This is a genomic window from Marinobacter flavimaris (assembly GCF_002933295.1).
In the GTDB taxonomy this organism is placed as follows: domain Bacteria; phylum Pseudomonadota; class Gammaproteobacteria; order Pseudomonadales; family Oleiphilaceae; genus Marinobacter; species Marinobacter flavimaris.
Genome location: NZ_PSSW01000001.1, coordinates 539,405 through 557,084, shown reverse-complemented (window position 1 = coordinate 557,084; position 17,680 = coordinate 539,405). Strand labels below are relative to the sequence as shown.

Genomic DNA, 17,680 nt, shown 5'->3' with positions numbered 1-17,680 from the left:
GCCGTTAACGTACCTAACCTTTCTGAACAGGAAAACCTGATGATTCTGCTGAAAACCAACTACGGTGACATCAAGCTGGAACTGGACTACGACAAGGCACCGGAAACCGCCAAAAACTTTGAACAGTACGTTCGCGACGGTTTTTACGATGGCCTGATTTTTCACCGTGTGATCAGCAATTTCATGATTCAGGGCGGCGGCTTCGAGCCGGGCATGACCCCACGTAAAACCCGCGATTCGATTCAGAACGAAGCCGATAACGGACTGAGCAACATGCAGGGAACCATTGCCATGGCACGCACCATGGACCCGCACTCTGCCACAGCCCAGTTCTTTATTAACGTTGAGAATAACGGCTTCCTGGACCACACCGCCAAAAACGCGGAAGGCTGGGGCTACTGCGTGTTCGGCAAAGTGGCCGACGGCATGGACACGGTAAACGCGATTCGAGCAGTGCGCACCACCATGCGTGCAGGCCACCAGGATGTGCCTGCCGATGACGTGGTAATCGAAAAAGCCGAGGTTCTGGAGGACGCGTGACCACGCTGTTTATTTCAGATCTTCACCTCGAGGAATCCCGCCCGGATATTACTGAGGCATTTCTGGGCTTTCTCGACGGGAAAGCCAGTGGTGTTGATCAGCTGTATATTCTCGGTGATTTCTTTGAGGCGTGGATAGGAGATGACGAACGCACGCCGCTCCAGGAGCAGATTGCGACTGCCCTTCGAAAACTGCGGGACAGCGGCACCAGGATTTTCCTGATGCACGGCAACCGGGACTTTCTGATCGGCCAGGACTTCTGCGACCGGGCCGGCGCAACGCTGCTGGACGATCCGACGGTGATTGATCTGTACGGTACCCCTACCCTGCTGATGCATGGCGACAGCCTGTGCACCGCCGATGTGGAATACCAGAAGTTCCGGGCCAACATGCGTAACCCGCAGTGGCAGCAGATGATACTCCAGCGCCCCCTGAAAGACCGCCAGCAAATGGCCCGCCAGCTACGGGAAATCAGCATGGCGAAAAATCAGGGCAAGGAGGAGTTCATCATGGACGTAACGCCCGAGGAAGTGGTCAAGGACTTGGAAACGCACGGTGTCCAGCGAATGATCCATGGCCACACCCATCGCCCCGCGGTTCATGAACTGACGGCCAACGGGTCGCCGGCAAAGCGTATTGTACTGGGAGACTGGGACAAGAACGTTTGGTGGCTTGAGGCAGAGCCAGGCAAGGAGCCCGAGCTATTCAAGGAGCCGTTGTAAAAAAGCCGGGCAAATGCCCGGCTTTTTTAGTCTTGGTTTCAGTGCGCGAGTATCTGCTGGAGGAACTTCTGAGTTCTGGCTTCCTGTGGGTTGGTAAAGAACTCGTGGGGAGGTGCCTGCTCCACAATCTCGCCACCGTCCATGAAAATCACACGGTCCGCCACCGTCTTGGCAAAACCCATCTCATGGGTTACGCAGAGCATGGTCATACCGCTTCCCGCCAATTCAATCATTACGTCCAGCACTTCCTTGATCATCTCCGGATCCAAGGCCGAGGTTGGCTCGTCGAACAGCATGATCTTGGGCTTCATGCACAGGGCCCTGGCAATCGCCACACGCTGTTGCTGGCCGCCCGAAAGCTGCCCCGGGAATTTGTTAGCCTGATCCGGGATCTTGACCCGCTCAAGGTACTCCATCGCAGATGCCTCCGCTTCCTTTCGGGGCGTTTTTCGCACCCAGATCGGCGACAGGCAGCAGTTTTCCAGGACGGTCAGGTGCGGGAAGAGGTTGAAGTGCTGAAACACCATGCCGACTTCCCGCCGAACCGTATCAATGTGGCGGACATCATCGGTCAGCTCGATACCATCAACAATGATTTTGCCCTGCTGATGCTCCTCCAGCCGGTTGATGCAACGGATGAAGGTGGATTTTCCCGAGCCGGATGGCCCACAGATGACAATTCTCTCGCCCTGATCAACGGTCAGGTTGAGATCTTTGAGAACATGGAAGTCCCCGTACCACTTGTGCATGCCCTCAACCCGGATAATCCCCGGTTTTTTTCCCGGCTGGTCCTTCGGCGGGGTCTGCATTTCTGAGGTTTGTGTTTGTTCTGTCATAGGATTACCCGTCAGGTCTTATGACCAGTGTCTAGTTTTCGTTCAAGGTTCTGGCTGTATCTGGAGATGCCGAAGCAGAAGACCCAGAAACAGAACGCCACAAATACATAGCCCTCAATGGCAACATTCTGCCAGGCCGGATCGGTAACCGTGGACTGGACTGTGCCGAGGATATCGAAGAGGCCGATAATCAACACCAGCGTGGTGTCCTTGAACAGGGAAATGAAGGTGTTCACGATACCCGGAATAACCATCTTCAGAGCCTGCGGCAGGATGACCAGCCCCATTTTGCGCCAGTATCCCAGCCCCAGAGCATCGGCAGCCTCATACTGGCCCCGGGGAATGGCCTGCAGGCCACCGCGAATCACTTCCGCCATGTAAGCGGACTGCCACAGGGTTATACCAATCAGCGCCCGCGCCAGTTTCTCGAAGTTCACACCTTCCGGGAGAAACAGCGGCAGCATCACCGAAGCCATGAACAGAACCGTGATCAACGGAACCGCCCGCCATACCTCGATAAAGACCACACAGATCCCGCGGATGATCGGCATCTCGGAGCGACGACCCAGCGCCAGCAATATGCCAATGGGCAAGGACGCAATAATCCCGATGTAAGCCAGGATCAGGGTCAGCATCAGGCCGCCCCATTTCGAGCTCTGCACTTCTTCCAGGCCGAAACTGCCTCCGGGAATCAGGAAGTAGCCAACAATGGGCAAACCAAAGATACCGAACAGCCCGAGCCACTTGCGGCCGGGGAACCGCTCGATGAACTGGGGTACAAAGGAAACCGCCAGCAGCAGGAACATCACGTCGACCCGCCACTGCAGTTCATCCGGGTAGAATCCGTAGATAAAGAAATTCAGACGCTGGCTGATAAACAGCCAGCAGGCACCCGCTCCCGTACAGGCGCTCGGATCACTGCCAACAAAGTTGGCGTCGAGGAAAAACCAGTTGAGCAAAGGCCCTACACTGGTCACCAGCAGATAGGCCACACCCAGCGTCAATACCGTGTTGAACCAGCCGGAGAACAGGTTCTCCCGCATCCACTTGACCGGACGGAGCGCCTTCTTGGGTGCTTTCATGGTTGACTCGGTCATCATCGCTCCTTAATGGCCACAGCCCGGTTGTAAATATTCATGAACAACGAGATCAGCAGACTGATGGTCAGATATACCGCCATGGTAATGGCGACAACCTCGACGGCCTGCCCCGTCTGATTCAGCGTGGTGCCCATGAAGACCGCCACGAGATCCGGGTAACCGATGGCCGTTGCCAGGGAGGAGTTTTTCACCAGATTCAGATACTGACTGGTGAGCGGCGGAATGATGACCCGCATGGCCTGCGGTATCACCACCAACCTGAGGGTAAGACCATTGGGCAGCCCCAAAGCCTTGGAGGCCTCGGTTTGTCCCTTGCTGACCGACAGAATACCGGAGCGCACGATTTCAGCGATGAAGCTGGCGGTGTACAGCGACAGTGCAATCCACAGAGCCGCCAACTCCGGAATGATGGTAATTCCCCCGCCAAAGTTGAAGCCCCTGAGCGCTGGCAAATCCCACTCAAGAGGCCGACCGGCCACGAGATAAGAGATTATCGGTACCAGCACCAGAATTGCCACGCCGACCTTGAAGGTCGGGAAGATCTGTCCGGTCGCCAACTGGCGTTTTTTCGCCCATATCCGAATCCCGACGACAGCAGCGATGGCAAGCAGAATACCGCCCCAGACAATTCCGAAACCCTCCTGGGTCACTGGATCTGGCAGGTAAAGGCCCCGGTTGTTCAGGAACAGCGCTCCACCGACATCAACACTCTGGCGTGGTGACGGAAGATTGCTGAGTACGGCAAAGTACCAGAAGAAAATCTGCAGAAGCAGCGGTATGTTGCGGATCACTTCGATGTAAACCAGCGCCATTTTGGCCACAAGCCAGTTACTCGAGAGTCGCGCAACACCAATGATGAAACCGAGAATGGTGGCGGCAACGACACCCATCGCGGAAACAAGCAATGTATTGGTTAGACCAACCCAGAAGGTTCGGCCATAAGACATGGTTGCATCATAAGGCACCAGATTCATGATGATGCCGAACCCGGCGGTTTCACCGAGAAAACCGAAACCGGTGCTGATGCCACGGCTTTCCATGTTGGAAAGCGTGTTATCGACGAGAATCCATCCGCCCCAGAACACGAGGGCAATGGCTATCGCCTGAAAAAAGAGTGAGCGGACCCGGGGGTCGTACCAGGGCTTGGGCCCTGCAGGTCGGGTATCGATTGTTTGTTTTTTCATGGATTGTCCTGAAGAGCTTCCCTGTGGTTTACAGCATCAGAGATAACGGCGAAGCCTCCCACAGGAGACTTCGCCGTATGCCTTCAGGTCTTAACGGACCGGCGGCGCATACATGATACCGCCTTCAGTCCAGAGCGCGTTGATTCCGCGATCCAGTCCCAGCGGGGTATCCGGTCCTACGTTGCGGTCATACATTTCACCGTAGTTGCCAACCAGTTTCACGGCCTGATAACCGAAGTCATCCGGCAGTCCAAGCTTGGCACCCATGTCGCCATCGGTACCCAGCAGGCGCTGAATATTCGGGTTGTCGGACTTCAGCATGTCGTCGGCATTGGCGCTGGTCACGCCCAGCTCTTCCGCGTTGATCTGCACGGAGAGCACCCACTTGACGATGTTGAACCACTGATCGTCACCCTGGCGAACAACCGGGCCGAGGGGCTCCTTGGAAATGGTGTTCGGCAGGATCTTGGCTGAACTCGGATCGGACAGCTTCGAGCGGAGTGCCGCCAGCTGCGAACGGTCGGAGGTCAGAACGTCGCAACGACCCGCCGCAAAGCCCTGAACGGTTTGCTCGGAGGTGTCGAACACGATCGGCTTGAATTCCATGCCCTTGGCGCGGAAGTAATCCGACAGGTTCAGCTCGGTGGTAGTACCGGCCTGGATACAGATGGTGGCACCGTCCAGCTGGGTGGCATCGTCCACACCGATACCCTTGTTGATCAAAAAGCCCTGACCATCGTAGTAATTCACGCCGGCAAAGTTCAGGCCCAGGGACGCATCGCGGGTCAGTGTCCAGGTGGTGTTACGGGAGAGCATGTCGATTTCACCCGACTGCAGGGCGGTGAAACGCTCCTTTGCAGTCAGTGGAGTAAACTCAACCGCGTTTGCGTCACCGAAGATGGCTGCAGCAACCGCGCGGCAGGTATCCACGTCGATACCGGTCCAGTTACCTTTTTCATCAGGCTGCGAGAAGCCAGGCAAACCGCTGGTCACGCCGCACTGGAGGTGACCTTTCTCCTTGACGTTCTCCAGAGTTGTAGCTGCCATGGCACCAGTGGCCGAGACCGTACCTACGGCCAGAGCAATCCCCAGGGCAATCGATTTCGTCTTTCTCATTGTCTTTTCTCCGAACATCAGTTGGTTTTATCGCGACGAGTGTAATCAGCAATTTGCAAGCCACTCGGCGTAAGCCGATGATTTATATTATTTTTATCAATCACCGGTGCGTTTCAGGCGAATCTGGAACGAAGTAATACCATTTCATGCACCAGTTCGGCGCTTTCGCTCCAACCCCATGCGCCAAAAAAAGGCAGACCAAGGGCCGCGCCTATTAAAAGTAGAACAAGGTTCGGGAAATGAACTAGTTTTTATGCAAAATTATTTCGAAATTTTGAAGACTGGGGGCTCTGCGTAGGTCTCGAGGCGCTTCCGCCACCCCGGCAGCCAGCGCTCCCGCTCGATGGGATTCTCCGCGTTTGCTGCCCGTCGCGTCAGAACGGTGTCAGCTGCTTCCCTGAATTTAACAAGGGCGCTCTGATCTGGTGATTCAGACATTTCCAAAAGCACCTGAAGCAGCCCCCAGCCCTGGCCCTCGTAGCGCTCCGTAGGCGAAAGCCCCTCGCCCTTGAAATTCACATAGTCGATGATGGCGTAAACGCCACCGGGCGTCTGGCTCAGAGACTCCAGCCGGGCAGCGATCTCTGGCTTTTGGTCATCCGCGGCTGCCTCAATAATATTTCCAAGCGATTTCCTGGCGCGACGGAATATGAATTCAGCCTGGATCCCCTGGGTACCCGCCAGAAACTCTCGCAGCTCTGCTACTCGTGGTGAATCGTCTACAGCCAGAAAGTCTGCTTTTTCGCGCCAGGGAGCGTCAAAAGGCTCGAGCGCTCGCAACCATTCGGGGATATTGACCTGACGCTGTTCCATGTATTCCATAAGGGCCGGAAAACTTTCCACGAATCGCCCTTCAACGCCCTCCGGATACCAGATGAAGTGACCAATACCCAATGACGGAAACGCCTCGCCGTCGTTCCAGTGGACCAGACACTGAAAACGCCCTGCGCACTCGTTCCGGAAAATCTGTTGGCCTACCCAGTCCAGCTGAGCAGAGGTCAGTGCCAGGGAGACATCGACATCCGGGCCAGTCAGTGAAGTAAGCTGTGGGCCATCTGATTCGGGCGCGTTATCCTCATTAGTGGAATCACAACCAGTGACCACCAAAACACTCATCAGAGAGAGCAATACAAGGTATTTACCAAACACCAGCGCCTCCGGGAAAGTCAGAATTGTGCGCGATCACGCTACCGCATGTTCTGCCAGCCTGGCTTTTATGTCATCCGGAATCGGCAGTGCCTTCTCGGTTTCGTAATCAAAGTGAATTAACACGGCGACACCCCGGGCAATCTGCTTGTCGCCCTGCCAGGCTTCCTGAATCACATGAAATGAGGAATTGCCGATCTTACCGATACCTGTTTTGATCTTGACCGGAATATGCCAGTAGCTCTGTGCCATCAGATCAATCTCAAGTCGTGCAATGATCAGTGGCCAGGTCTCGGCTTCAAGGGTCGGGTGAAAAATACGGAAAACCGGCGTCCTGGCCTGCTCGAACCAGACCGGCAGAGTGGTATTGCTGATATGCCCGAGGGCATCGGTATCGCTGAAACGTGGTTCCAGTTCCAGATGAAACATAGCGGCTTCCCTCTTTCTGAAAACCGCCTACTATACACCGGCCGGGCCTAAAGACCCCAGAGCCGAGACTAAGGCAGGATACGCAGAATCCGTCCATCCGCACTGTCAGTGAGCAGATACACCGCTCCATCAGGCCCGGTAGCCACGTCCCGGATCCGTTCGCCAATTGCTTCGAACAAACCCTCAACGTCGCTTGCTTCGCCGGCTTCCAGTGTGACGCGGTGAACGCTTTTATCAGCAAGAGCGCCGACCAAGAGGTTTCCCTGCCAGTCCGGAAACAGCTCACCCCGATAGCGGGTCATGCCTGAGGGGGCAATTGAAGGGGTCCAGTGCAACAACGGTTGCTCCATACCTTCCCGCTCAACAAAGGGCGTGATCATGGCGCCGGTGTAATCGATGCCGTGCGTGATCACGGGCCAGCCATAGTTGTGTCCCGGCTCGATAATATTTATCTCATCACCGCCGCGGGGGCCATGTTCATGAGCAATCAAGACGTTTTCGACGGAATCAAACACCAGCCCCTGAACGTTCCGGTGCCCGTAACTGTATATTTCCGGCAGAGCGCCTTCCCTGCCAACGAAGGGGTTGTCGGCGGGAACACTGCCATCCGGGTTCAGCCTCACGATCTTGCCCAGATGACTGGACAGGTTCTGCGCCTGCTCCCGATAGTCAAATCCGTCTCCCAGCGTCACGATCAGCGTACCGTCCGGAAGCCAGGCCATTCGGCCACCGTAGTGGGCGCTGCCTTCCTTGGCCGGCTTGGCACGGAATATCTCGACAACCTCCGTCAAGGCCTCCGCCTGCAACTGACCACGGGCCACGCACAGGTGATTCGCAGAGGCCGTCCCGCAAGAGTAGGCGAGAAAGACCAGTTGGTTATTCTCAAAGTCCGGCGACAACAGCACATCGAACAGACCTGCCTGAGCATCATTGAAAACCGGCGGAACTCCGGTAATCGGCGCCTGGCCGAGCTCCCACTCCTCTGAAATCATCCGCAACCGCCCTGCCCGCTCCGTCACAAGGGCGCCACCACCTGGAAGAAACGCCAGGGACCAGGGATGCTCCAGCCCGGAAGTCAACGTCTCGACGGTGTAGTCGCTCAAGGACTGGGCCTGTGTCGGACCTGGCAGCGCCCCGAGGCCAACCGCCAGGCAAAAGGCCAGCAGGGTGCCCGAGGCGTGGCTACTGACCCCGGTGGCAGGCCTGGCAGTAAGTCTGGCGAACAGGGCTCCGGCAAATGCCGCGGTTAACAGCATGGCAAGCAGACCTCCCCCGGTTCGGGTCGCCGCAATCAGGGTTGGCATGGGAGCCAGGGCATTAACCAACACTAGTGCAACCCACAGCCCGGATGCCCCGGCCAGGCCGAACAGTGGCACCCGAAGTCCGCGCCCCACGAAACGGGAAACCACGGCCGCAGCGCCCTGGGAAATAAGGAAACTGAGTCCAAAGAGGAGCAGGTAGAGCGGCGCAAAAGAGACCAGATCATGCCCGGTGGCAGAAATGCGGGCGTCAAGCCCAACCGCTACACCCATAGCCTGAAGGGCCCACAGATTTAGCTGGGTCTGAACCACGGTGCCAAGAATTACCCCGACCGCCAGTGCCACCAAAAAGCTGATGACGTTTCTCTTCGTTAACTGCCGTCCTGCCATTGCTCCGCCTCCAAAGCCCTTTGCCGTTTATACGACCCATTCTGTCAGATACAAACACAAAAAAGCCGGAGCATCACGCTCCGGCTTTTTTCGAGGCGGATTCAGCCCGCGAGCTCACTGCTCCACGAACGCCCGCTCAATCACGTAATGACCCATATCGCCGCCCCGGGCTTCCTTGAAGCCCATGTTGTTCAGGATGGCGCAGGTGTCCTTGAGCATGCTTGGGCTGCCGCAGATCATGAACCGGTCATTCTCCGGGTCAAAATCCGGCAGGTCGAGATCACGGGTGATTTTGCCGGTTTCCATGGCATCGGTCAGCCTCCCCTGGTTGCGGAAGTCTTCCCGCGTTACGGTCGGATAGTAAACCAACTTGCCCTGGACCATTTCGCCGAAGTATTCGTTCTCCGGCAGCTCCTCGATCTCCTTCTGATAAGCCAGCTCGGAGACGTAACGCACGCCATGGGTCAGAATAACCTTATCGAACGCCTCGTAGACTTCCGGGTCCTTGATGATGCTCATGAAAGGCGCCAAACCGGTGCCGGTGCTGATCAGCCACAGATTCTTTCCGGGCAGAAGGTTGTCCAGAATCAGCGTCCCTGTCGGCTTGCGGCTCACCAGAATCTCGTCACCTACCTGGATTTTCTGAAGGCGGGAGGTCAGTGGGCCGTCCTGGACCTTGATCGAGAAGAACTCAAGCTCTTCCTCGTAATTGGCACTGGCGATACTGTAAGCGCGCATCAAAGGCTTACCCTCGGTCTCCAGGCCGATCATGACAAAGTGCCCGTTCTTGAAACGGAAGCCCGGATCCCGGCTTGTGGTAAAGCTGAACAGGGTATCGTTCCAGTGATGGACGCTGGTAACTTTCTCTTTAATCAGGTTGCTCATGTAAACCTCTTGCCTGTTCGTTACGCTTTCTTACGGCGAATGATTCAATTTTGGATTGCGCTAAGTTTAACCCGACACTAACCTATCGGGAAAATGGGATATTCTCATAACCTTATTCGAGTGAGCCGATTAAGAGCGAAAAGTTATGAAGTACAGTTTTCGACAGCTGGAAGTTTTCCTGGCAGCCGCCCATTTCCAGAACATTACCCGTGCTGCCGAATCGCTGGCCATGTCGCAATCGGCAGCCAGCAGTGCGCTGAAAGAACTGGAAAACCAGTTCGACATCCAGCTGTTCGACCGCGTTGGCAAACGGCTCCAGTTAAACGAGCTGGGGCGGCTTTACCGCCCCAAGGTGGAGGCCGTCCTTGCCCAGGCCAATGAGCTGGAACAGGCCTTCAGCAAACACACGGAGGTGGGCGCCCTGAAAGTCGGGGCCACCCTGACTATCGGGAACTATTTGGCCGTGGGGGTCATGGCCCAATACATGAATACCCCTACCCATCCCAGAGTCTCCCTCGAAGTCGCCAATACCAGCACCATCGCAAGACGAGTGAGGGACTTCGAGCTGGATATTGGTTTGATCGAGGGGGAATTGCAGTCTTCAGAACTGGATGTATTGCCCTGGCGGGGAGATGAGTTGGTGGTGTTCTGTTCACCCACCCATCCACTGGCCCAAAAAACATCACTGACGGATGAAGACCTGCGCACCGCCACCTGGATCATGCGTGAGCAGGGGTCAGGAACCCGCCAGAGTTTTGAGCGGGGCATGCACGGCCTGTTGCCGGATCTGAATGTGCTGCTGGAGCTGGAACACACCGAGGCCATAAAACGGGCAGTGGAAGCCGACCTGGGCATTGGCTGCCTTTCGGAAGTGGTGCTGGCCGACGCGTTCAAGCGCGGAAGTCTGGTGCCACTGACGGTACCGGAACACCGTCAGTTTGATCGGCAGTTCTATTTCATCCTGCACAAGCAGAAATACCGTAGCGCCGGAATTGATGCCTGGATAGAGCTTTGTCGGCAGTTACGCTGAGATGGGCCCGCTGTGAAAGCGAAACTCCTGATCCGGATCTTCAATCAACGCCCGCTCCAGGGCCAGAAAATCCTCCGCACGGGCCGCGATCGGTTCACCAGCGGCCTGCTCGGCCAGAGTCAAGTAGTCCTGGTAATGCCGGGCTTCGGACTTCAGCAAACTGGTGTAGAAATCCGCCAGCTTCTCATCCAGGAACGGAGCGAGCGCGGCAAACCGTTCACAGGAGCGCGCCTCGATAATGGCGCCCACAATCAACACATCCACCAGGCGGCCAGGATCTTCTGACCGGACTTCCTGTCTTAATCCTGCCGCGTATCGGGCCGGGGTAAGATGGCAATAGTCCACGCCGCGCTTTTTAATAATCGCGAGCACCTGCTCGAAATGCCGGAGCTCCTCACGGGCCAGCCGGGACATCTTGTTCAGCAGGTCGGTGTTGTCAACGTACCGGTACATCAGGCTGAGCGCGGTGGAGGCGGCCTTCTTTTCGCAATGGGCGTGATCGATCAGCATCAGGTCCTGGTTCGCCAGGGCATTGTCGATCCATTGCTGAGGGGTCCGGCACGGCAGGAAGTTGTGAATCTCTTGCAGGGCGTCGTTCATGGTTGAATACAGTTGTTGATTTGCGGGCGGCGAGTATAGCGCACTTAACAGATTCCTCCGACCTCTGTCCAACTTAACTTTATAAGGGGTTTCCTATAGAATGCAGCGCCAGATAAAGGAGTCTCTGAATAAACCCTGAAACCCCATCGGTGATTTGAGGCATTATTCAGAGGCTCCTGCGGCCTTTCCGCCAAAACCTCCCGCCAAGGCATGAAGCCAACGGCGCGGGACATTCCAACTGATGAGGGTCCATATCGTGTTAGAAGCCTATCGTGAACACGTTGCCGAACGTGAAGCCCTGGGTATTCCTCCCAAGCCCCTGAACGCCGAGCAGACTGCTGCTCTGGTCGATCTGCTGAAAAACCCGCCGGCCGGCGAGGAAGACACCCTGGTGTATCTCCTGGAAAACCGCGTACCGCCGGGTGTCGACGAAGCCGCCTACGTAAAGGCCGCGTTCCTGACTGCTATCGTAAAAGGCGAAGCCTCCTCTCCGCTGCTGGACAAGCCGACAGCAGTCAAGCTGCTGGGCATGATGCAGGGTGGCTATAACATTGCGACCCTGGTTGATCTTCTGGACGACTCCGAGCTGGCCGAGCTGGCCGGTGAGCAGCTGAAGCGCACCCTGCTGATGTTCGACGCCTTCAACGACGTGAAGGAAAAGATGGACGCTGGCAATCCGGTTGCCAAGGCAGTTATCGAATCCTGGGCCAACGGCGAGTGGTTCACCAACAAGAAGAAGGTACCAGAGAGCACCAAGATGGTGGTGTTCAAGGTCACTGGCGAAACCAACACCGACGACCTGTCACCGGCTCCGGATGCCTGGTCCCGTCCGGACATCCCGCTGCACGCCCGCGCTGCCTACAAAATGGAACGCGACGGCCTGAAGCCGGAAGAGCCGGGCGTAACCGGCCCCATGAGCCAGATCGACGAGATCAAGTCCAAAGGCCTGCCTGTAGCCTTCGTGGGTGATGTTGTCGGTACCGGTTCCTCCCGTAAGTCGGCCACCAACTCCGTTCTGTGGTTCTTCGGTGACGACATTCCGGGCGTGCCGAACAAGCGTGCCGGCGGTGTCTGCATCGGTAACAAGGTTGCTCCGATCTTCTTCAATACCATGGAAGATGCCGGTGCCCTGGTGTTCGAAGCCCCCGTCGACGACATGAACATGGGCGATGTTATCGAGATCCGCCCTTATGAAGGCAAGATCCTGAACGAGGCCGGCGAGACTATCTCCGAGTTCAAGTTCAAGTCTGATGTGATCCTGGACGAAGTTCAGGCCGGCGGCCGTATCCCGCTGATCATCGGCCGTGGCCTGACTGCCAAGGCCCGCACAGCACTGGGCATGGGCGCGACCGACCTGTTCCGCTTGCCAAAAGATCCCGAAGCCGGCACCAAAGGCTTCACCCTGGCCCAGAAGATGGTTGGCAAGGCCTGTGGCCTGGAAGAAGGCAAAGGCGTTCGTCCGAACACCTACTGCGAGCCGCACATGACCACCGTAGGCTCCCAGGACACCACCGGTCCGATGACCCGGGACGAACTCAAAGACTTGGCGTGTCTTGGCTTCCAGGCTGACCTGGTTATGCAGTCTTTCTGCCACACCGCTGCCTACCCGAAGCCGGTTGACGTGGAAATGCAGCACACCATGCCGGACTTTATCCGTACCCGCGGCGGTGTTTCACTGCGCCCGGGCGACGGCATCATCCACTCCTGGCTGAACCGCATGCTGCTGCCGGACACCGTGGGCACCGGTGGTGACTCCCACACCCGTTTCCCGATGGGCATCTCCTTCCCGGCCGGTTCCGGTCTGGTAGCGTTTGCCGCGGCGACCGGCGTTATGCCTCTGGACATGCCGGAATCCGTTCTGGTTCGCTTCAAGGGCGAAATGCAGCCCGGCATCACCCTGCGCGATCTGGTACACGCCATCCCGCTGTACGGCATCAAGCAAGGCATGCTGACCGTTGAGAAGAAAGGCAAGATCAACGAATTCTCCGGCCGCATCCTGGAAATTGAAGGCCTTGAGCACCTGACCGTTGAGCAGGCGTTCGAGTTGTCTGACGCTTCCGCCGAGCGTTCCGCCGCGGGTTGTACCATCAACCTGTCTGAAGACTCCGTGGCCGAGTACCTGCGTTCCAACATCACCATGTTGCGCTGGATGATTGCCGAGGGTTACGGCGATCCGCGTACCCTGGAGCGTCGTGCCCAGCAGATGGAAGAGTGGCTGGCTGATCCGAAGCTCATGCGTGCCGACAAAGATGCCGAGTATGCACACGTCATCGAAATCGATCTGGCTGACATCAAAGAGCCGATCGTATGCTGCCCGAATGATCCGGACGATGCCAAGTTCCTGTCCGAAGTGGCTGGCGACAAGGTTGACGAAGTATTCATTGGCTCCTGCATGACCAACATCGGTCACTTCCGCGCCGCCGGCAAACTGCTTGAGCAGCACAAAGGCCCGCTGAGCACGCGTCTGTGGATGTCGCCGCCGACCAAGATGGATCAGGCGCAGCTGATGGAAGAAGGTTACTTCAACACCTACGGCACCGCCGGTGTTCGCACCGAGATGCCGGGCTGCTCCCTGTGCATGGGTAACCAGGCACGCGTAGCGCCGAAGTCGACGGTCCTGTCCACTTCCACCCGTAACTTCCCCAACCGCCTCGGCGATGGTGCCAACGTGTACCTGACGTCTGCGGAACTGGCGGCTGTGGGTGCGGTTCTGGGCAAACTCCCCTCCCCTGCGGAGTACATGGAGTACGCGAAGGACCTGAACAGCATGTCGAAAGAGATCTACAAGTATCTCAACTTCGACCAGATGGAGAACTACACCAAGAAGGCTGCTGAGGCGAATGTTGCCTGAGCACTGACCTTCAGGGTTTAGCTCCACGGAAACGCCAGCCCCCGGGCTGGCGTTTTTTTTATGCCTGATTACCCACCCGGGATGCCCCTCCAATCAGTAGATAATCAGCCTCACCAGAATCGCAGCCACCATGACAAGGGTTATCCCCTTGATCCAGCGTGCGCCGCGTTTGCTCATATTGACCCGGGTAGCAATGAAAGCGCCGGTAACGTTGCCCAGTGCCAGGGTGAGGCCCACGCCCCAGCGCACCTGGTCGTTGAGGGCAAACACCACCAGTGCAGCAAAGGTAAACGGCAACACGATCGAGACCTTGAGCACGTTCACCTGGCGCAAGTCGATCTTGAGCATGTGGTATAGCACCACAAGGAAAAGCACACCGACACCAACCTGGATGAATCCGCCGTACATGCCAACAACAAACATCGCCAGGTAGACAGCCGGGCCAAGGCGCTCGGGCGTCAATGGACGGGTATTGAGAACCGGCTGTGGCAACAACATGAAGACGGAAGCGCCGATCATGGCCGACACCAGCACCCATTCGAACACGGTGTCGGATACCCAGGTAGCGACCCAGGCACCCACCAGAGAGCCCAGAACCGCCGGAATCGCCAGGTGCAGACTGACAACAAGGTTGCCATGCCCCATGCGGTAGAAGCTGCCTACGGCAGTGATACTCTGCAGGGTTATCGCCACCCGGTTCGTGCCGTTGGCGACCTGGGGCGGCAGACCCAGAAACATCAACAAGGGCAGGGTCAGCATGGAACCGCCGGCAGAGAGAACGTTAATAAACCCGGCAATGCCCCCGATCGACAGTAAAGCCACGATTTCCAGAACAGTCACTCAGTGCGCCCCATCGAAGATTGGAGGATTCGAAAGGAGGAAGCCCCCGATCCGGAATCATTATGACCAAAAAAAGGACTCCCGGAGGAGTCCTTTTCACTTCTGACAACGCGTTTTGCGCGTTCTCTGTTTACCGTTCGATATGTTGGTATTCTCCGGCATCGGCGGTTACCGAGCTCACTACCAGGATGGCAATGAAGGCAGCAATGAAGCCGGGAATAATCTCGTAGACACCTGGTCCACCCATGAACGAGCCGTTCCAGCCCATTGAAATCCAGATCATGACCGTGGCCGCACCGACAACCATGCCAGCGATGGCACCTGCGCCGTTAGTTCGACGCCACATCAGCGACAGGATAATCAGCGGACCGAATGCAGCACCAAAGCCTGCCCACGCGTTAGCAACCAGGGCCAGAACCTGAGAGTTCGGATCGGAGGCGATGACGGCTGCCACCAGACCAACAAGGACAACGCACACGCGACCGATATTTACGCACTCCTTGTCAGTTGCTTCCTTACGCAGGAACAGACGATAGAAATCCTCTGTCAGCGAAGAGGAAGATACCAGCAGCTGACTGGAGATGGTACTCATCACCGCCGCCAGAAGAGCCGCATACAGGAAGCCTGTGATCAGCGGATGGAACAGCATGTCTGACAGGATGATAAAGATGGTTTCCGGATCCTGTACGTCCATGCCATTTCGGATGGCGTACGCGCGACCGAACACACCCAGTGAAATCGCGCCGATCAGGGAAATCAGCATCCAGCTCATACCGATGTTCCGGGCAACCGGTACATCTTTCAGGGTGCGGATAGCCATGAAACGCACAATGATGTGGGGCTGACCAAAGTAACCCAGACCCCAGGTAACCGCAGAGAGCCAGCCGATGAAGGTCAGCCCTTCCGTCCAGGACAGCAAGGTGGGATCGACCTCATTCAGTGTTTGCGACGCCTGGGCAAAACCCCCGCCGCCTTCACCAAAGAGCACAACCGCCGGCATGATGACCAGCGCCAGCATCATGATACAGCCCTGAACAAAGTCGGTCAGACTCACCGCCAGGAAACCGCCCACCACGGTGTATGCCAGAACCACACCGAGGGTGATCACAATACCTACGGCGTAATCGCTCAAACCACCAAAGTTGAAAATGCCGGAAAACGCGCTTTCGAACAGCTTGCCACCGGCGACAAGGCCGGATGCCGTATAAACCGCGAAGAAGATCACGATGACGATGGCCGACACCGTACGCAGGGACAGGGCCTGTGTCGGAAAACGGTTCGCCAGGAAAGACGGGATAGTAATCGCATTGCCATAGTGAACCGTCTGTTCACGAAGACGCGGGGCGACCAGTGTCCAGTTGAAGAATGCCCCCACGAGCAAACCAATACCGATCCAGGCCGATCCCAAACCCGACGCAAACAGCGCCCCGGGCAGACCCAGGAGCAACCAGCCACTCATGTCAGAAGCACCAGCGGAAAGCGCTGCCACCTTTGGACTCAGGGCGCGACCGCCCAACATATAGTCCTCAGAGGAAGACGTCGCTCTGCGCATTGCGAAAACGCCAATGGCAATCATGAGCGCGAAATATAAAAAGAGACTTATCCAAACACCAATAGCCATAGGGGCTCCTCCGGTTTAATGAGTCGGACCAGGTCCGCTCGCAAAGCACATGGCTGACCTGACGCCAACTCGCTGCACTATTCTTCTTTTCTTTCCAAGTTCCATCTCGAATGAAGCAGGAATTTTCCTTGTAACAACTTCTTGAACCTGAGCACACAAAGAAGATTTGCGACTCGCGCCCCGCACGCATGCATGAGACCGGGGCTCAGTCGCTATAACTTAGTATTAGTACGGATTCCGGGCTTACGAAATCCTACGATTCTTTTGCACAATCCTACGGGACTGGGAAACCGGCATGCCAAATCAGGCCACTCGGTCACCAACCTGCAGTCGTGAGGGCGTAGTCCCTTTGTATTTACGCAGTGCATTTGTCAGTGCACTTTGAGATGAGAAACCGGTTCGGTAACTGATTTCAGACACCGTAAGGGTCGTTTTGGAAAGGAGGGTAGCGGCCTGATCAAGGCGTGTCTGTAACAGGAACTGGTGGGGCGTTATGCCTGCCAACTCTTTGAACACCTCATGGAAACGGCTAACACTCAGGCAAGCCTCTCCTGCCATATCTTCGACGGTGATCTTTTTGTGGAGATTTTTGAGAATGTAACGACGGACTGCCTCAGGGCTGATGGCATTCCGGTTTGAGGAGAACGAACGGCCTTCGGTAATACGATCGGCCATGCAGTACAGAATGCTCGAAGCAAGGTGTTGCTGGAGCGTAATATGATCCGGTGCCCGGTCGAACTCGCCGGCGGCAAACTGAACCAGCCCGTGCAAACGACTGTCCATTTGGAGGGTCCGCGGCTTTTCAAAAACCCGCATCATGCGCTCGTAATCGGCGTGTGCTGGCGAGTTGACGGCCGGAGTAAGCGGATCAAGATTGATCACAAGAACATGATTCTTGTCGTTACCGCGATAATCGTGGCGGGCTTCCGTGGGCACCAGATAAGCTCTCCAAGTGTCCAGTTGAGCCCCGGCGCCATCGACGCTCAACTCGGCTTCGCCACGCACCCCGATGACAATCTGGTGGTGTTCATGCCGGTGCTGGTGCGCGGCCATGGGAAGCTTCAGAAGTTTCGCGTTAACCATTAAAACTGCCAGCGTTTAACTGAGAATGTTCCTCAATTAAAGCAGAAC

The 17,680-nt window shown here is 56.6% G+C and carries 16 protein-coding genes; 4 read left to right on the top strand and 12 right to left on the bottom strand.

Translation table 11 applies throughout. The features are described from left to right. The first annotated feature begins 39 nt into the window (after positions 1-39). Entirely contained in the window at positions 40-540 is a 501-nt protein-coding gene (locus tag MDHKLMBL_RS02585) for a peptidylprolyl isomerase (protein WP_008175011.1), read from the top strand. Next, positions 537-1,262: a UDP-2,3-diacylglucosamine diphosphatase gene (locus MDHKLMBL_RS02580; RefSeq protein WP_008175010.1), complete on the top strand. Its 726-nt coding sequence runs from the start codon at positions 537-539 to the stop codon at positions 1,260-1,262. Before MDHKLMBL_RS02585 ends, MDHKLMBL_RS02580 begins: the two co-directional genes overlap by 4 nt. A 38-nt stretch (positions 1,263-1,300) precedes the next feature. On the opposite strand, the gene MDHKLMBL_RS02575 is transcribed toward MDHKLMBL_RS02580, so the two are convergent. From MDHKLMBL_RS02575 to MDHKLMBL_RS02540, 8 genes are all read right to left on the bottom strand, one after another. Beyond that, positions 1,301-2,071 (bottom strand): amino acid ABC transporter ATP-binding protein, encoded by a 771-nt coding sequence (locus MDHKLMBL_RS02575; protein ID WP_014577526.1) that lies wholly within the window; start codon positions 2,069-2,071, stop codon positions 1,301-1,303. 38 nt (positions 2,072-2,109) lie between these two features. Beyond that, positions 2,110-3,195: an amino acid ABC transporter permease gene (locus MDHKLMBL_RS02570; protein ID WP_053112375.1), complete on the bottom strand. Its 1,086-nt coding sequence runs from the start codon at positions 3,193-3,195 to the stop codon at positions 2,110-2,112. Further along, positions 3,195-4,382, bottom strand: coding sequence for an amino acid ABC transporter permease (locus MDHKLMBL_RS02565; RefSeq protein WP_008175007.1), 1,188 nt, complete (start codon positions 4,380-4,382; stop codon positions 3,195-3,197). Before MDHKLMBL_RS02565 ends, MDHKLMBL_RS02570 begins: the two co-directional genes overlap by 1 nt. A gap of 90 nt (positions 4,383-4,472) precedes the next feature. Continuing rightward, positions 4,473-5,498 carry an amino acid ABC transporter substrate-binding protein gene (locus MDHKLMBL_RS02560; protein WP_199185474.1) on the bottom strand — a complete coding sequence of 342 codons (1,026 nt, stop codon included), beginning with the start codon at positions 5,496-5,498 and terminating at the stop codon, positions 4,473-4,475. A 261-nt stretch (positions 5,499-5,759) separates the two neighbouring features. Beyond that, the gene (locus tag MDHKLMBL_RS02555) at positions 5,760-6,647 is read right to left on the bottom strand and encodes a hypothetical protein (protein WP_104270041.1); all 888 of its coding nucleotides are present in this window, start codon (positions 6,645-6,647) and stop codon (positions 5,760-5,762) included. Positions 6,648-6,680: 33 nt separating this feature from the next. Then, positions 6,681-7,073 (bottom strand): acyl-CoA thioesterase, encoded by a 393-nt coding sequence (locus MDHKLMBL_RS02550; protein WP_104270040.1) that lies wholly within the window; start codon positions 7,071-7,073, stop codon positions 6,681-6,683. Between the two features lie 68 nt (positions 7,074-7,141). Further along, positions 7,142-8,722, bottom strand: coding sequence for a PQQ-dependent sugar dehydrogenase (locus tag MDHKLMBL_RS02545; RefSeq protein WP_104270039.1), 1,581 nt, complete (start codon positions 8,720-8,722; stop codon positions 7,142-7,144). Positions 8,723-8,836: 114 nt separating this feature from the next. After that, entirely contained in the window at positions 8,837-9,607 is a 771-nt protein-coding gene (locus MDHKLMBL_RS02540) for a ferredoxin--NADP reductase (RefSeq protein ID WP_008174999.1), read from the bottom strand. A 145-nt stretch (positions 9,608-9,752) separates the two neighbouring features. On the opposite strand from MDHKLMBL_RS02540, the gene MDHKLMBL_RS02535 reads away from it, so the two are divergent. Then, positions 9,753-10,637, top strand: coding sequence for a LysR family transcriptional regulator (locus tag MDHKLMBL_RS02535; protein ID WP_008174997.1), 885 nt, complete (start codon positions 9,753-9,755; stop codon positions 10,635-10,637). Here MDHKLMBL_RS02535 and MDHKLMBL_RS02530 read toward each other — a convergent pair. Then, positions 10,629-11,237: a MiaE family protein gene (locus tag MDHKLMBL_RS02530; protein WP_104270038.1), complete on the bottom strand. Its 609-nt coding sequence runs from the start codon at positions 11,235-11,237 to the stop codon at positions 10,629-10,631. The genes MDHKLMBL_RS02535 and MDHKLMBL_RS02530 overlap by 9 nt on opposite strands. A gap of 256 nt (positions 11,238-11,493) precedes the next feature. Between MDHKLMBL_RS02530 and MDHKLMBL_RS02525 the strand changes: the two genes are divergently transcribed. Further along, positions 11,494-14,088: a bifunctional aconitate hydratase 2/2-methylisocitrate dehydratase gene (locus tag MDHKLMBL_RS02525; protein ID WP_104270136.1), complete on the top strand. Its 2,595-nt coding sequence runs from the start codon at positions 11,494-11,496 to the stop codon at positions 14,086-14,088. A gap of 93 nt (positions 14,089-14,181) precedes the next feature. On the opposite strand, the gene MDHKLMBL_RS02520 is transcribed toward MDHKLMBL_RS02525, so the two are convergent. The 3 genes from MDHKLMBL_RS02520 to MDHKLMBL_RS02510 form a co-directional block, all read right to left on the bottom strand. Continuing rightward, positions 14,182-14,928, bottom strand: coding sequence for a sulfite exporter TauE/SafE family protein (locus MDHKLMBL_RS02520; RefSeq protein ID WP_053112382.1), 747 nt, complete (start codon positions 14,926-14,928; stop codon positions 14,182-14,184). A 130-nt stretch (positions 14,929-15,058) separates the two neighbouring features. Further along, positions 15,059-16,549 (bottom strand): sodium/proline symporter PutP, encoded by a 1,491-nt coding sequence (gene putP, locus MDHKLMBL_RS02515; RefSeq protein ID WP_104270037.1) that lies wholly within the window; start codon positions 16,547-16,549, stop codon positions 15,059-15,061. 303 nt (positions 16,550-16,852) lie between these two features. Further along, positions 16,853-17,632 carry an AraC family transcriptional regulator gene (locus tag MDHKLMBL_RS02510; RefSeq protein ID WP_053112386.1) on the bottom strand — a complete coding sequence of 260 codons (780 nt, stop codon included), beginning with the start codon at positions 17,630-17,632 and terminating at the stop codon, positions 16,853-16,855. Positions 17,633-17,680 lie beyond the last annotated feature (48 nt).

Coding starts and splice junctions, on each gene's coding strand:
- MDHKLMBL_RS02585 (WP_008175011.1), top strand. CDS start 40: ATGATTCTGCTGAAAACCAACTACGGTGACATCAAGCTGGAACTGGAC.
- MDHKLMBL_RS02575 (WP_014577526.1), bottom strand. CDS start 2,071: ATGCAGACCCCGCCGAAGGACCAGCCGGGAAAAAAACCGGGGATTATC.
- MDHKLMBL_RS02570 (WP_053112375.1), bottom strand. CDS start 3,195: ATGACCGAGTCAACCATGAAAGCACCCAAGAAGGCGCTCCGTCCGGTC.
- MDHKLMBL_RS02565 (WP_008175007.1), bottom strand. CDS start 4,382: ATGAAAAAACAAACAATCGATACCCGACCTGCAGGGCCCAAGCCCTGG.
- MDHKLMBL_RS02560 (WP_199185474.1), bottom strand. CDS start 5,498: ATGAGAAAGACGAAATCGATTGCCCTGGGGATTGCTCTGGCCGTAGGT.
- MDHKLMBL_RS02550 (WP_104270040.1), bottom strand. CDS start 7,073: ATGTTTCATCTGGAACTGGAACCACGTTTCAGCGATACCGATGCCCTC.
- MDHKLMBL_RS02545 (WP_104270039.1), bottom strand. CDS start 8,722: ATGGCAGGACGGCAGTTAACGAAGAGAAACGTCATCAGCTTTTTGGTG.
- MDHKLMBL_RS02540 (WP_008174999.1), bottom strand. CDS start 9,607: ATGAGCAACCTGATTAAAGAGAAAGTTACCAGCGTCCATCACTGGAAC.
- MDHKLMBL_RS02535 (WP_008174997.1), top strand. CDS start 9,753: ATGAAGTACAGTTTTCGACAGCTGGAAGTTTTCCTGGCAGCCGCCCAT.
- MDHKLMBL_RS02530 (WP_104270038.1), bottom strand. CDS start 11,237: ATGAACGACGCCCTGCAAGAGATTCACAACTTCCTGCCGTGCCGGACC.
- putP (WP_104270037.1), bottom strand. CDS start 16,549: ATGGCTATTGGTGTTTGGATAAGTCTCTTTTTATATTTCGCGCTCATG.
- MDHKLMBL_RS02510 (WP_053112386.1), bottom strand. CDS start 17,632: ATGGTTAACGCGAAACTTCTGAAGCTTCCCATGGCCGCGCACCAGCAC.